Genomic DNA, 14,980 nt, shown 5'->3' with positions numbered 1-14,980 from the left:
TTTCCTCCCATACTTTGTTATGATTCTTATTTTATCATTGGTTTGCCCGGCAAATCAATCACTGTTGCTTTAGGATTACAAAACGGGAAGAAATCCACAATCGATTTCTTCCCGCTTTTTAAATACTTATTTTATCTTTCTCTTTCTTTCGAATGCTGCAAATCCTGCCGCTGCTGCCAGTACAAGTATCACTGCGGCTGCCGCCGGGTTTGCTACATCCCCGGTCTTTGCGCTCTTTTGCTCGCCTGTATCTGCTGTTTTTTCTGTTGCCGCTCCAGCCGCTGTTTTGGATGTACCATGATCAGCTGCTGCCACCTTGCCGATAGTCATATCATCCTTGTCTTTCTTTTTATTTTCCACGGATGCCAAAACATCATCAACAGATGCCTGAAGATTGTCCATTGCTCCACTCACATCTTCCTGTGTAGCCTGTTCATCTTCATATACAGATACTGCATTGGCAAGTACTCTTTTAAATGCGGACGCTGTTTCCTGGCTGCATCCTTCCACACTCATACCCTGTGCGGTTTCAATCAATGCTTTCAGTGCATCTTTATCAGGTTTCAGTCGAAGTTCGCTCATGGCTTTTAAAAGCTCTTTCCAAGCCTGATCCACTTCATCCTGCATTGCATCCCCATCTTCCAGTACAGTCTCTGCCTTAGTAAGCGCTGTCTTAAACGCATCCTGTCCTTCATCTAAGTAGTCTTGTAAGTCAATGGCTTTTGCTGCAGCGATCACTTTTTCCAAATCTGCTTTATCGCCTTTTTCAAAAGACAGATACTGCATTGTCTTGATCAGATTCTGCCATGCCTCGTCAACCATCTTCTGAGTGATTCCAAATTCCCCTGCGTCGACTCTTTCCAGAAGATTTTTGGCATCTGCAAGGGCTTTTTCAAACGCAGCTGCAACAGAATCAATGGCTCCGGTTGTGTCTGCTTTTTTTGCGAGTTCAACGGCATATTTTAAAACTTCCACAGACAGTTCTTCTGTCTTGGTGTAAACTTTTGCGTCTGCCCAGTCTATGTGGGTATTGTATCTTGCCTCCGGGTTTTCTGTGTTTCCGCTCCAAACTGCCTCCAGTTTCAAAGTCTTCACACCTTCGATGTCCACGCTGACAAATTCACAATTGTCATCACGCATCATGACCGGACTTTCGTACAGCAGCTTATTGTCGCCGTATACGCGGAAGATCGCCTCTCCTCCGTTTTTGGATGCATTTGCATTGATTCCGATATAGGATTCAAAACGGGAATATTTTCCTTCCTCCAGTGTGTAGACAATCTCTGAGTTGGTGTCCGCTCCCAGGCCTTTGACAAATTCTTTTCTGCCTTCCGGTGTGTTGAGCACCAGATTTCCGCCATATGCAGCTGCATTTTTTGTGACCTGAGCGTAATCAGAATATGCGCTTGTCCACTCCAGGTCGCTTACATATTCAAATTCTTTCACTGGTTCCGGCTCCGGCTCCTGGTATTCATAGCCGTACAGCATCCATTCTGCCATTCCGATCTGATATACACCGCCTGCCTCGACATTTTTGATAGTCACTCTTGCCGCAACCACATTTTCCTGAGGCTGTGCAAATGTCTCTGGCTTGTAGTGCTGCCCGCCGACTCTCAAATCCTGTATTACCGGTTCCCATATCTCGCCGTCTTTTGTCACTTCGAGGTCATAAGTATACCAGCTGCTGTCTTTCTCCCAATAAATGCGGCTACCCAGCAATGTCTGCGGTTTTTCAAAATATACGGTCACAGACTGCGGGAATTCTCTGCTCTCACTCAGCCATCCGCTGCCAATTTCAGTGATTCCGTCTCTTAATTTATCTGCTCCGCGGCCTTCTACAGAAGAAGTTGCCTCGATTTTGCTGACTGTACTATCCGGAATCAGTTCTCCCGGCTCCGGCTCCTCTGCCTCCTCGTCCGGAATAACCTTGAATTCGTAGAGGGATGCCCACGATCCGTCACTACATCCAAGCACTGTCAATCTGATATAACGGCCTTCTGCTTTTTGCATCTGTGTCTCCAATGCACCGTTAACCTGCTCGTTTGCAGACATGTCCAGCACAGTCTCATAATTCACTTTGTCATTGGACACTTCAATCTTATACTGATATGATGCGCCTGTGCGCTCCCACATCATCTGGAAACCGGATATCGCATATGCTGATCCAAGATCCACCTCTGCCCACTGCGGGAAACTTCCGTCAGATGCACACCATCTCGTCGACTCGTCATCATCCGTCAGATGGGCTTTCTCGTTTCCACTCTGCTCTGTGGAAACAGCTACCTCTTTTCCTGCTGCAATATTTGCATAACTGTATTCCGGTTCTTCCAGATCTGCCTCTGTCTTTGTCCACTCTTCGTGTGCTCCGTCCGGTACAAAGGTATCGTCTGTTTGTTTTGTTGTCACAGTTCCAACACCGTCTTCCATTCCGTCAGCTGTGGCAATGATCTGAATATCTCCTGCTGTCATAGAAGTCCTTACAAATGCAAAACCGATTCCTTTTTCCAGTGTCTGATCCTGGACTTTGATCCTAGGGATGTCGTCTCCTACCAATGATCCGTTGCCGCCAACTTCCACATGAACCTTTCCATCGTAATCCGGAACAATCGTTCCGTTTTCATCTACTGCTTTGATATAGACTGGAACCAGATCAGAGCCGTCTGCCTCTGGTTCTACTCCACGGTCTCCAATTTCCACTTCAAATTTTACAGCAGCGCCAGGAGTGCTTACTTCGTGGGTGCATACGACCTCTCCATCCACCACTCCTTCAGCCTTCAACGTTCCTGCCGCAAATTCTGAAAGCTGGAAGTCATAGATCGGACTGCCGCCTTTTTTTATAATATTCGGGACATCCGCTCCTGCTTCTTCTCTGCTGATCTCTTTTACCAAAGTTCCATTTTGATACAGTCTTACACTGTCACAGTTGCTGAATACCGGCACAGTCAGGGAAGACTCCTTGGTATAGTCAGATGAAATGTAGACCATTGGTCCGTACACCTCATTGTCAGCCGGAAGCATGGATTGGAACCAATAGTACCCATTCTTTTCATAGCGGTCAATGTCAACCGTACCGCTTCCAAGCGTCACGGAATTGGAACCTCTTGCATAGTCATCCCAGCTCCACAGGAAGTATCCTCCGATACGCTCTGATGCATCCAGTCCGCCCCAGTCAGAATATCCATCTCCGTTTAAGTAACGTTCTCTTGTGTAAACCTGGGTGTTCATCGCAGATTCACCGTCTTTTCTGAGCGCTTTGCTTGAGCCTTCCCAGTCTCCCCACTCTCTTGTAAAGAATGGCATTTCAGGATCAAAATCTACCCAGTCATCCTGATTGTCGCTCCACTGGGTATCCTGTACCTTATAGCACACATCATAGAGTTCTCCGTGATATCCGTAATCGGACGCCAAAAACAGCTGATCTCCCGGATATTCTTCACTTGCAGCTGAGATCGCATCTTTTGCCCATTGGTCTGATGTGTTGGTTTCATTTAAGGATGCCTCCCAGAGCACAACCGATGGGCGATTCCTGTCTCTTCGGATCATTTCCCTTGTGTCGCGGATCGTCAGATCATAGAAGGTATCATTGTTCGTAAAGTTCTGCCATCCCGGCTGGCATTCGATCACCACAATCCCAAGTTCATCGCATGCATCCAAAAATGCAGGATCCTGTGGATAGTGAGCCGCACGCACTGCATTAAATCCGTTTTGTTTTATCTGCAGGGCATCCCGGTACTGCATGGAGTTCGGCGCAGCATCCCCGACATTCTGATATGCCTGGTGTCTGTTTGCGCCGCGAAGATAAACTCTTTCTCCGTTCAGATAAAATCCGTCTGGTTTATAATCAATCGTACGGATTCCTGCATTTGTCTCCACCTCATCCACCTTTACGCCGTCTTCATACACTTCTGTCACAAGATTGTAAAGGTATGGATCATCGATTCCCCAAAGATGCGGATTCTCAACTGTCAGATCCTGGGCAAACTGGTAACTTTCCCCTGCAGCGATCGTCTGCTTTTCGGACTCTTGTTCTACAACAGCCGCTCCGCCTTTGTCCTCCAGAATCTGTTTGACATAAACCTCATGAGACTCTTCATTGTCGTTTGCAACATCTGTCTTTACATTGACAACAGCCTCCTCTTTGCTCACCTGCGGATAAGTAAGGAAGCTTCCGCCGCCTCCGGCCTTATCTGCCTCAAGTACGTCTGTTACATAAGTTTTTTCTGTGACGATCATGTTGACATCCCGGTAGATACCTCCCCAATAATGGAAGTCCAGACTTGCCTCAGGCTTTCCGGGAGGTGTGTTTGGATTGTCCACTTTTGAAACACGCAGCGCAAGTACGTTTGTCTCACCGACTTTTACTTTGTCTGTGATATCCACCGTAAATCCGACATATCCGCCGTTTCTTGTATAGATTTTCTCTCCATTTAAGTACACATCACTGTCTGTCATCACACCTTCAAACTGGATCTGGATCTTTTTTCCTGCATAAGACTCATCCAGTGTAAAGTATCTGCGGTACCAGCCTACTCCCTGGTAAACCCCGTTCGCTCCCGGGCAGTGCTTTTTTGCCAGCTGCATGGTGTGCGGCAGCGTGACAGCAGCAAACTCGCTGTCATCGAAATCCGGATCTTCTGCATTTTCAAGGTCTCCTCTGTAAAAACCCCAGTCAGAATTAAAGTTGAGCACCTCTCTGCCGCTTACACGGTCTTCCGCCTGCACGGCCCTGGCTGGAATACCAAGGGGAGCAAACATGCTCATTCCCATTGTTGCCACGCAAAGTCCGGCCAACAGCTTTTTCCATTTTCTTTTCATTCTTCTTCTCCTTTCCTGTTAGATTTGTACATATTTCCTTTTATTTATATGTATCTCTTTTATATTTTGCACACTTCAGACGTATTAGTCAATAGACTATTTGTTGTTATCAATAATTTATTTGTAAAATAATAATATTTTTATTTTATTAGACAGATTTATTATATTCAGCTATTTCCTTTCCCGGTTTCTTTTCGCTTTGCTCAGTTTAATCACAGGAATTTGAAAATTCATGTCACAAACAGACGGTAAATGTGTTTTACTTATATAGAAAGATAAAGGGGGGATCGTATGTTTCATGATGAATGGGATTTTATATATAAACGTTATGCAAAACCATTGTATTTGTACGCGCTGTCTCTTACCGGAAACGGCTATGACGCAGAAGATCTGCTCCACAACACATTTGTGAAAGCATATTTATCCTACAAGCAAAGTGGAAATATCAAATATTGGCTCATAACTGTTCTAAAAAATGAATTTTTAAATCTACAAAGGAAGAAAAAAAGAGAAATACTGGACAACGGCGAAATTATTTTGGATCATCATTCCTCCAATGTAGATGTATTGAACAATATCGTAAAGGCAGAAGAACGGCAGGCCTTGTTTGATGCAATCTTAGAACTTCCGGTTCCTATGAAAGAAGTTTTGATGGAAAGTGTCTATTTTCATATGAAGGACAAAGAGATTGCAAGGCTGCACCAGCTCTCGGAGGAAAATGTAAGAAAGATACGCTCGCGCGCAAAACAAAAATTAATGAAAAAAATGAAGGAGGGATCATTATGAATGAATGGGATGAAACGAAATTAGACAAAGAACTGGAAATTCTCTTAGACGACATACCACCACAGGATGATCTGGAAAAGAAAATTGAACAGAGTATCAAAAAAAGAGTCCGAAAACTGGTGCTGCGTACCATAGCCGTCTTCGTTGCCATTGCAGCCGCACTCTTTTTGCTCATCAACCCTTTCTTGAATGCTGTTTTTCTCAACCCATATGAACTTAACAAAGAACCGGAAAAGAAAATGTTTCATGTATTCAGAGACTATTGGGAGACAACAACACCTTATACGGAAATCGCAAGCCTTGACGTAACCAAAAGGGGATTTGCCCGATATGATCTTCAAATACAGGCTGCAGATCACAAAAAACCCATTATTTATGGCAGTCCTAATGTTGAACTGGAACTTAAGTTTGGGAAATATACTGTAAAAATGGATCCTGATATGTCTCTCATGCACATGTTTGGACGTTTTAACGATACTTGGACAGACAAGGAGACATTGCTGAACGACATAAAAGGCCTGCCAGTTTCTTCCAACCTCTATCTCTCGATCGGAGCAAAGACACCGGAAACTGTTGAAAACTTAAGAAAAAGCGGGGTGCATTTGGAATGGATCCAGATTTATCAGCCAAACGTACAGTTTCAGGGTGGATTGAGTATGTGGATGAGTGCTGCGTATGACGACAGTGATTATAGGGACGAAATGACAGACAGCGAGTTAAAAGAAGTCTATCTATCCAATCTGAAAAACCTGCTGGACAACGAACAGATTTGGAGAGACTTTGGGTTATTTGACAGTCATCGCGACTATACGGACACCAAACATGTTTTGGAAGAAACCTATACAGATGCCAAAAATCTGGAAAAATTGGAGAGCAAGTACTACTGCATTTCCGGAAACCGTGATGATATCATTGCTTATCTTGAGGATACAGAAACAATTTCTATCCTTATCGATGAAGTAAAACTAAGTAAGTGGAATTAGAAACTTTTAATTTCTATAAATGGAGACCGTTTCAAATTGAACCTGTTGACAAACTAAAGTAAAATGATCTTACTGTATGGTATAATTATTATATCAATTGCGGGAGATAATTTTTATGATAGGAAAACAGAGCGGACAAATCCAGATGGTAATCCTGGATATAGATTCTATGATTCCAGAGGGACATCTTCTGAAACGGATTAAAGACTGTGTAAACTTTGATTTCATATATGAAAAAGCTGCTCCGTATTATTCCCATGTTGGGAGAAAATCTATTGACTGGAGTCGACTGTTATCCTGCTAACTAACGTGAAAGCGATATTATCCTGGAGCATTGGAAGGTACAGCCTTGTAAATATCAGGAAATTGGCTTAGACGGGGATATGATATAGGAGCTGTACACAGAGGGCTGGAGTTATTAGGGATCAATGGCTATACGGCTATACGAGAATATCAGAATAATGCGATAAAAAAAGGATTCTGTTATGAAGAGGAAAATGATTGTTTTGTATGTATGCAGGGAGAATATTTAGAGTTTTAGAAATTGATTTACAAAAGAGCAACGCAGAACTATTACTGTCTAAAAAGACTGCGTAAAAAGCTATACCGTACGAGAAAAAAAGATGGGATTATATTTGTTCATAGGATCGGGCGGAGAAAAACACGACTCCAAAAATCCATCGAAATATTGGAAACTTACATAGGTAAACTGAAAGAATACAATCACAAACTCCATGTATATGGGGAACGCAACAGCTATTCCAAAACCGCCCCCATGCAACATTTATGCGGATGAAGGAAGATGCCATGTAAAACGGTCAGCTGAAACCGGCTTATAATCTCCAGCATGGCGTGGATTTGGAATATATCACATGGCTGGATCTCAGTTCCCGCCCTACAGATACAAGGACACTGATCCCGTTTCTGAAAGATATGGAAGCATACCCTCCGTTTAAATATCAGGAAATCGTAGCGGATGCAGGATATGAAAGTGAAGAGAATTATCTGTTCCTCGAAGAAAACTCCCGGCTTTCTTATATCAAACCCCAGAACTATGAGATTTCGAAAACCCGGAAATACCATCAGGATATCGGACGTACGGAAAACATGGAGTATGACGGGGAGGCAGACTGCTATTACTGCAAAAATAGACAGGTGCTGACTGTCCAGTATGAAAAGAAAGAAAAGACAGCCCGTGGATATCAGAGAACCGTTATCGTATATCGAAGCAGCAGCTGCAACGGATGCCTTTCAAAACAGAATGTATTAAGGGGAACAACTGCAAAACTCCAATGGAAGAGCGGCAGAAAGTGCTGTACGTTTCAAAAAAGATGAAAGAAAAACGTCAGGAGACACTGGAACGAATCACCAGTAAATATGGAACACAGCTTTGTATGAACCGGAGTATGCAGGCGGAAGGCAGTTTTGCAAACATCAAAGAGGATATGGAATTCCGACGATATCTGTACCGTGGGAAGGCAAATGTCACCGCACAAAGTATCCTACTTGCAATCGGATATAACATCAATAAACTGCATCATAAAATCCAGGCTGAAAGGACTGGACAGCATCTATTCCCACTAAAACAAACCGTCTGATTTTGAGAGGTTAAAATCGGATTTCGAGATAGAGCCTTTTTTAGTAAAAGGTTTATTTAAGTGCGCTCTTTTATTGGGAAAGGAACAAATGGAAAGAATAAACCCGTTAAAAAATGGCATAAAGATGCTGCCGCATCTATGATTTTTTACTCATTGAACCGCTCCCCGTCAAGTAGACAGTGAAAAAAATATAAGTTTTTCTGCCAGTAGGCTTTACCTGCTGGCAGTTTTTATGCTACATGTAAATAGCCTTTCATGCTTTTCCATTGGTGTCATTATTCCCAGATTCCGTTGCAACCGGCGACCGTTATAATACGTTATGTATTCCTCTATCATAGACACAAGCGCCTCTCTGCTTGTAAAATGTCTGCCATAGTAACGTTCTCTTTTTACAATTCCCCAGAATCCTTCCATCGGTCCATTGTCAATACACTTTGCTATCCGCGACATACTCTGTATCATCCCCGCACTCTCCAGTTTTTTATGAAACGCCCTATTTGTGTATTGAAAACCCCTGTCACTATGAAAAAGCGGATGTGCATCTGGATTTGCCTGGATAGCTTCATCAAAAGTACGAAATACCAGCTCATTATTGTTAAGTCGCCAATAACAGAAGATACAATTCTTCTGTCATATAAGTCGAGAATGGCACTAAGATAAACCTTGTGTTTCTCCAGACCGACATAGTAATGAAATTCCGTCACGTCGGTAAGCCATTTCTCATTCGGAGCTTGTGCGCTGAACTGCCGGTCAAGTATATTTTCGGCAATATACTGCGGATTCTTTGCCTGACGGGTACATCCATTGTTTGCATATTTTATCGTAGACTTTATACCGAGCTTACGACAGATCCGCAGAATTCGCTTATCATTGGCTTTCATGCCATGATAACGTTCCAGATCATCCCGTATTCTCCGGTATCCTTTGTCTGGGGAGTCTTTATGGATTTTTTCTATTTCATCCGCTATATGTTGGTTTTCCAACTCACTTTCAGGTGTCTTCCTATGCAGCCATTTATAATACGCCGCATGGGAAATGCCCCCAAGCCCGCACAGGCTCCGGATGGGATAGCCGTGCTCTTCATGTTCTTTTTTTATCGCCTGGTATACAGATTCATGTCGGATCAGGCTTAGCCCCGCCTCCTCTCTATTTCTTCGAGTTTTTTTAAGAAGGATACCTCCATTTCCGCCCGTTTCTTTTCTGCCTGCAACAATTTTACCTCTGCCCGCAGCCTTTCTAGCTCACTCATTTCTTCAAGAGGTTTTCTCTTCCCTCTGCGATCTTTCAGGGCATCCACACCGCCGGATTCATATTTTACGGTATAATTTCTGGCTTGCTGGTAAGATATTCCGTATTTTTGGGATGTTTCTGCATAATTACGATTATGTGTGATGCAATATCGGACAATCTCAACCCTTTCTTCAAAGGTAGTCTTTCTTCCTTTTGTCATGATGGTACAGCCTCCTGTTCCAGAAGATTTCAGTTCCTCATGACCATTATACTTCATGATCCAGTTCTGAAGCTGGGTTTCTGAACGGATTTTATATTTTTTCAGTACTTCCGGACCAGTAAGGCGTTTTGAAAGATAGTCCTCTACTGCTGCTTGTTTGATTTCAGAAGAATAATGCCTTGCCTTGCTGCCAGTTACCAGACCTTCCCACCCAAAAGCATTGTATAAACGAATCCAGCCTTTTAAGGCTCCCTCGCTCATTCCATAGATACGACATAGTTCCCTCTAAGTGACAAGTTTTTATTATTTCACTTGTCTACCTAGAAGGGAGCATATCACACATGGTGCGACAACCTCTATTTAATCATTTATCATGACACTTTTTATTTTTTATAATCTTTTCTGCATTTTATGCATATTAGTACTGCAACTCCTGCCAACATCATTACTTCCATTGCTGTTGCCGGATTTGCCATATCTCCGGTCTTTGCAGATTTTGCTGTCGTGTCTGCTGCTGTGTTATCTGTAGCCCTGTCTGCACCACTCTTGCTATTATCTGCATCTGTATTTTCTGTTCCGCTGTTGTTTTCATTCTGTTCATCCTCTGTATCTCCTGTGGATGCCTGAATCTTATCAACTGCTGCCTGAAGATCTGCGGTTGCTTTTACAACTTCTTCTTCCGTTGCCTGTTCATTGTCATATACTGCAACTGCTGCTGCAAGTGCGTTTCTGAATACCGCTGCAACTTCTTCATCAGCGCCTTCTATATTCATACCTTCTGCCTCGTCAATGAGGTTCTTCAGCGCGTCTTTGTTTGGTTTCAGACGAAGTTCACTCATGGCTTTCAGAAGATCTTTCCATGCCTGATCTACTTCATCCTGCATTGCATCTCCATCTGCCAGTACGTTTTGTGCTACTGCAAGTGCATCTTTAAATGCCTGCTGTCCCTCATCCAGATATAAGCTAAGATCCAATCCTTGTGCCATTGCAATGACTTTTTCAAGATCTGTCTTGTCTCCCTGTTTGAAAGAAAGGTACTGCATTGCCTTAATCAGGTTCTGCCAGCTTGCATCTACCATTTCCTGTGTGATTCCTTCTGTACCTGCCTCTGCATCTGCAAGCATCTTCTCTGCATCTGCAAGCGCTTTTTCAAAGTTTGCTTTTACAGTGTCGATCACTCCAGTTGTGTCTGCTGTTTTAGCAAGATCAATCGTATATTTCAGGATATCTGTAGAAAGTTCTTCTGCTGCTTTCTTTGTATAAATTTTCGCATCTGCCCAGTCTACATGAGTTCCGTATCTGCCATCTCCGTACCAGACAGCTTCCAGTTTCAATGTTGTCACACCTGAAATATCAACACTCACAAATTCACAATTTTCATCACGCATTTTTACCGGACTTTCATATAAAAGTTCATCATCGCCATATACGCGGAAGACTGCTTCTCCATCGTCTCTTCCTGCTGCCGCATTGATTCCGATGTAAGCCTCAAAACGGTCATATTTTCCTTCTTCCAGTGTATAGATGATTTCAGAATTGGTGTCAGCTCCGAGACCTTTATCAAATTCTCTCTGACCTTCTTCTGTATTTAATACCAGTTTTCCGCCATATGCTGCTTCGTCTTTTTTAACATCTGTATAATCAGAATGTGCAGATGTCCATTGTAAATCACTTAAGTATTCGTATTCTGGGATTGGCTCCGGTTCCGGTTCTTTGTACTCATAACCATACAGCATCCATTCTGCCATACCGATCTGATATACACCGCCTGCCTCGACATTTTTGATTGTCACTCTTGCTGCAATTACATTTTCCTCAGTTTCTGCAAATGTCTCTGGTTTGTAATGCTGTCCACCGACTCTCAGATCCTGGATCACCGGCTCCCATGTGGTTCCGTCTTTTGTGATCTCCAGATCATAGGTATACCAGCTGCTGTCTTTTTCCCAGTAAATGCGACTTCCCAGCAATGTCTGTGGTTTTTCAAAGTATACAGTTACTGTCTGTGGAAATTCTCTGCTTTCGCTCAGCCATCCGCTTCCGATCTCCGTAACACCGTCTCTTAATTTCTCCGGTCCTCTGTCCTGTGCAGAAGAGGTGGCCTCCATTCTGTCAACTGCAGAATCCGGAATCAGTTCCCCTGGTTCTGGCTCTTCTGCCTCTTCATCCGGAATGATCTTGAATTCATAAAGGGATGCCCATCCATTATTGCTGCCTGTAACTGTCAGACGCACATATCGTCCCTCTGTCTTTTGCAGCTGAGTTTCCAGTTCACCATTTGCCTGATTGCTATTTGTCATATCCACAACCGTTTCATAATTAATACGGTCATTTGACACCTGAATCTTATACTGATATGTTGTGCCTGAATTCTCCCATATCATCTGGAATCCGTTCAGTGCATTGACAGCCCCAAGATCCACTTCCACCCACTGCGGCAAACTATTGTTTTCGGCACACCATCTGGTGGTTTCATCTCCATCTGTTAATCTTTCTGCTCCATTTCCCGGCTGTACGGAAGATGCGATAACCTGTTTTCCTACGGCTATGTTTTTATAATTGTATGCCGGATCTTCTAAATCCGCTTCTGTATTTGTCCATTCTGTATGTTCTCCATCCGGAACAAATATGTCGTCTGTTGTCTTTGTTATCACAGTTCCAGCACCGTCTTCCAGCCCTTCTGCTGTTGCAGTGATCTGGATCTCTCCTGCTTCCATGGATGTTCTTACAAATGCAAATCCGATGCCTTTTTCTGGTGTCTGATCTTGAACTTGGATTCTAGGAATATCTTCACCCACAAGTGCTCCATTTCCTGTTACTTCTACATGTACTTTTCCTGCATAGTCCGGAACAATCGTTCCGTTTTCATCTACTACTTTGATGTAAACAGGTACTAAATCAGAACCGTCTGCCTCAGGTTCCACACCGCGGTCACCGATTTCGATTTCCAGTGCTGCTGCTTCACCTGGTGTATTTACTTCGTGAGTGCATACCACTTCTCCGTCCACGATTCCCTCTGCCACCAGAGTTCCCGCCTCAAAGGAAGAAAGCTGGAATTCAAAAGTCGGACTCCCGCCTTTTTTCATAATATTCGGCACATCCTGTCCTGCTTCTTCTCTTGTTATTTCTTTCACGAGATTGCCATTCTGATACAATCTTACACTGTCACAGTTGCTGAATACAGGAACTGTCAAAGAAGATTTTTCTGTATAATCAGAAGAAATATAGACCATTGCTCCATACATCGGATTGTCTTTTGGCATCATGGACTGGAACCAGTAATAACCGTTCTTCTCATAACGGTCAATATCCACAGTACCGCTTCCAAGTGTCACTGCATTGGATCCTCTTGCATAGTCATTCCAACTCCACAGGAAATGTCCGCCGATACGGTCAGATGCCTCCAGACCGCCCCAGTCTGAATATCCGTTTCCGTTCAGATAGCGTTCACGAGTATAAATCTGTGTATTTAACTGATTTTCACCGTCTTTTCTCAGAGCTTTGCTGGACCATTCCCAGTCTCCCCATTCTCTTGTGAAAAATGGTTTCTCCGGATCAAAGTCTACCCAGTCATCCTGATTATCGCTCCACTGCGTGTCCTGTACTTTATAGCACACATCATAGAGTTCTCCGTGATATCCATAATCAGATGCTAAAAACAGCTGGTCACCAGGATATTCTTCACGAGCTGCTGCAATCGCATCTCTTGCCCACTGATCAGAAGTGTTGGTTTCATTCAAAGACGCTTCCCACAATACAACACACGGGTGATTGCGGTCTCTTCGGATCATTTCGCGGGTGTCACGGATCGTGCGATCATAGAAGGTCTGTGTATTGGTAAAGTTCTGCCATCCAGGCTGACACTCTATAATCACAATACCAAGTTCATCACAGGCATCCAAGAATGCCGGATCCTGTGGATAATGTGCTGCACGGATCGCATTGAAACCGTTCTGTTTGATCTGCAGCGCATCTCTGTACTGCATGGAGTTTGGGGCTGCATCTCCCACATTCTGATATGCCTGATGTCTGTTAGCTCCTCGGAGGTAGACACGTTCTCCGTTCAGATAAAATCCGTCTGATTTAAAATCAATGGTACGGATTCCTGCATTGTTCTCCACTTCATCTATTTTCACTCCGTCTTCATAAACTTCTGTTACAAGGTTATAAAGATATGGATCGTCGATTCCCCACAAATGCGGGTTACTCACAACCAGATCTTGTGAAAACTGGTAACTTTCATCTGCAGCAATCTCCTGTGCCTCTGACTGCCGTTCCACTACTACCTGTCCTTCTTTTGTTTCCAAAGTCTGTTTTACATATACCTCATGTGCCTCTTCGTTGTCATTTGCAACATCTGTCTTTACATTGACAGTTGCCTCTTCCTGACTTACCTCCGGATAAGTAAGGAAAACGCCGCCTCCGCCGACCTGATCTGCTTCCAAAGCATCAGTCACAGAAGTTTTTTCTGTCACGATCATGTTTACATCACGGTAGATTCCTCCCCAGTAGTGGAAGTCCAGGTTTCCCTCCGGTTTTCCAGGAGGTGTTTCCGGGTTATCCACTTTGGAAACCCGCAGCGCAAGCACGTTTGTCTCTCCAAATTTTATCTTATCTGTAATATCGACAGTAAATCCAACATATCCGCCGTTTCTTGTGTAAATTTTTTCTCCGTTTAAATACACGTCACTGTCAGTCATAACACCTTCGAACTGGATTTGGATCTTCTTATTGGCATAAGATTCGTCCAGAGTAAAATATCTGCGATACCAGCCGACTCCCTGATAAACACCATTTGCTCCAGGGCAATGTTTCTTTGCAAGCTGCATGGTATGAGGCAATGTCACATTTGCAAACTCGCTGTCATCAAATGAAGGATTCTCAGCGTTTTCCAAATCTCCCCTGTAAAATCCCCAGTCGGAGTTAAAATTGAGCACTTCTCTTCCTGTGAAAGTTTCTGCTGCCTGTACACTTTGTACTGTAACTCCAAATGGAGTCAACACGCCAACGCCCATTGCGGTCACACAAATCCCCGCCATCAATCTTTTCCATTTCTTTTTCATACATCTGCTCCTTTCTTTTCCATTTTGTACATGATTGACTTGCTGTTTAATTTGAAAATAAGGAGACTGTATAATTTTATAATAACTCAGTCTCCTCATTTTTCAATGCTTTACTATAATCAGGCGATTAACGAATCTTTCTTCTTCTGTAAGCCATAAGTACTGCGGCTCCTGCCAATATCATTACTTCCATTGCTGTTGCCGGATTTGCCATATCTCCGGTCTTTGCAGATTTTGCTGTCGTGTCTGCTGCTGTGTTATCTGTAGCCCTGTCTGCACCACTCTTGC

The 14,980-nt window shown here is 43.5% G+C and carries 8 protein-coding genes and 2 pseudogenes; 4 read left to right on the top strand and 6 right to left on the bottom strand.

Annotated elements, in window-relative coordinates; all coding sequences use genetic code 11:
• Positions 1 to 126: 126 nt before the first annotated feature.
• Positions 127 to 4,815, bottom strand: coding sequence for an NPCBM/NEW2 domain-containing protein (locus B5F18_RS11090; protein ID WP_087157723.1), 4,689 nt, complete (start codon positions 4,813 to 4,815; stop codon positions 127 to 129).
• A 291-nt stretch (positions 4,816 to 5,106) separates the two neighbouring features.
• Between B5F18_RS11090 and B5F18_RS11085 the strand changes: the two genes are divergently transcribed.
• The 4 genes and pseudogenes from B5F18_RS11085 to B5F18_RS13090 form a co-directional block, all read left to right on the top strand.
• Positions 5,107 to 5,601, top strand: a complete 495-nt coding sequence (locus B5F18_RS11085) for an RNA polymerase sigma factor (RefSeq protein WP_087157722.1) — start codon at positions 5,107 to 5,109, stop codon at positions 5,599 to 5,601.
• Positions 5,598 to 6,584, top strand: coding sequence for a sigma factor regulator N-terminal domain-containing protein (locus tag B5F18_RS11080; RefSeq protein ID WP_087157721.1), 987 nt, complete (start codon positions 5,598 to 5,600; stop codon positions 6,582 to 6,584). Before B5F18_RS11085 ends, B5F18_RS11080 begins: the two co-directional genes overlap by 4 nt.
• Positions 6,585 to 6,699: 115 nt before the next feature.
• Complete coding sequence (locus B5F18_RS11075) at positions 6,700 to 6,888, top strand: hypothetical protein (protein ID WP_087157720.1); 189 nt, start codon at positions 6,700 to 6,702, stop codon at positions 6,886 to 6,888.
• Positions 6,889 to 7,164: 276 nt separating this feature from the next.
• A pseudogene (locus B5F18_RS13090) lies at positions 7,165 to 8,182 on the top strand (transposase); the annotation flags it as partial.
• Between the two features lie 213 nt (positions 8,183 to 8,395).
• Here B5F18_RS13090 and B5F18_RS12455 read toward each other — a convergent pair.
• From B5F18_RS12455 to B5F18_RS11055, 5 genes and pseudogenes are all read right to left on the bottom strand, one after another.
• On the bottom strand, positions 8,396 to 8,644 hold the full coding sequence (locus tag B5F18_RS12455) for an IS3 family transposase (RefSeq protein ID WP_242955858.1): 249 nt from the start codon (positions 8,642 to 8,644) through the stop codon (positions 8,396 to 8,398).
• Entirely contained in the window at positions 8,641 to 9,165 is a 525-nt protein-coding gene (locus B5F18_RS12450) for an IS3 family transposase (RefSeq protein WP_143468417.1), read from the bottom strand. Before B5F18_RS12450 ends, B5F18_RS12455 begins: the two co-directional genes overlap by 4 nt.
• Positions 9,166 to 9,311: 146 nt before the next feature.
• Positions 9,312 to 9,794 (bottom strand): transposase, encoded by a 483-nt coding sequence (locus B5F18_RS12925; RefSeq protein WP_442911376.1) that lies wholly within the window; start codon positions 9,792 to 9,794, stop codon positions 9,312 to 9,314.
• 27 nt (positions 9,795 to 9,821) lie between these two features.
• A pseudogene (locus tag B5F18_RS12920) lies at positions 9,822 to 9,905 on the bottom strand (helix-turn-helix domain-containing protein); the annotation flags it as partial.
• A 110-nt stretch (positions 9,906 to 10,015) separates the two neighbouring features.
• Complete coding sequence (locus tag B5F18_RS11055; RefSeq protein WP_162607587.1) at positions 10,016 to 14,692, bottom strand: discoidin domain-containing protein; 4,677 nt, start codon at positions 14,690 to 14,692, stop codon at positions 10,016 to 10,018.
• Between the last annotated feature and the right edge of the window lie 288 nt (positions 14,693 to 14,980).

This window comes from Lachnoclostridium sp. An181, from assembly GCF_002160325.1.
In the GTDB taxonomy this organism is placed as follows: Bacteria; Bacillota; Clostridia; order Lachnospirales; family Lachnospiraceae; genus An181.
The sequence above is the reverse complement of the archived record's forward strand: the minus strand, read 5'-3'. Positions and strand labels throughout refer to the sequence as shown.

What these genes read in the sequence shown, in the direction of transcription:
- B5F18_RS11090 (WP_087157723.1), bottom strand. Translation starts at nt 4,815, where the DNA reads ATGAAAAGAAAATGGAAAAAGCTGTTGGCCGGACTTTGCGTGGCAACA.
- B5F18_RS11085 (WP_087157722.1), top strand. Translation starts at nt 5,107, where the DNA reads ATGTTTCATGATGAATGGGATTTTATATATAAACGTTATGCAAAACCA.
- B5F18_RS11080 (WP_087157721.1), top strand. Translation starts at nt 5,598, where the DNA reads ATGAATGAATGGGATGAAACGAAATTAGACAAAGAACTGGAAATTCTC.
- B5F18_RS11075 (WP_087157720.1), top strand. Translation starts at nt 6,700, where the DNA reads ATGATAGGAAAACAGAGCGGACAAATCCAGATGGTAATCCTGGATATA.
- B5F18_RS12455 (WP_242955858.1), bottom strand. Translation starts at nt 8,644, where the DNA reads ATGATACAGAGTATGTCGCGGATAGCAAAGTGTATTGACAATGGACCG.
- B5F18_RS11055 (WP_162607587.1), bottom strand. Translation starts at nt 14,692, where the DNA reads ATGAAAAAGAAATGGAAAAGATTGATGGCGGGGATTTGTGTGACCGCA.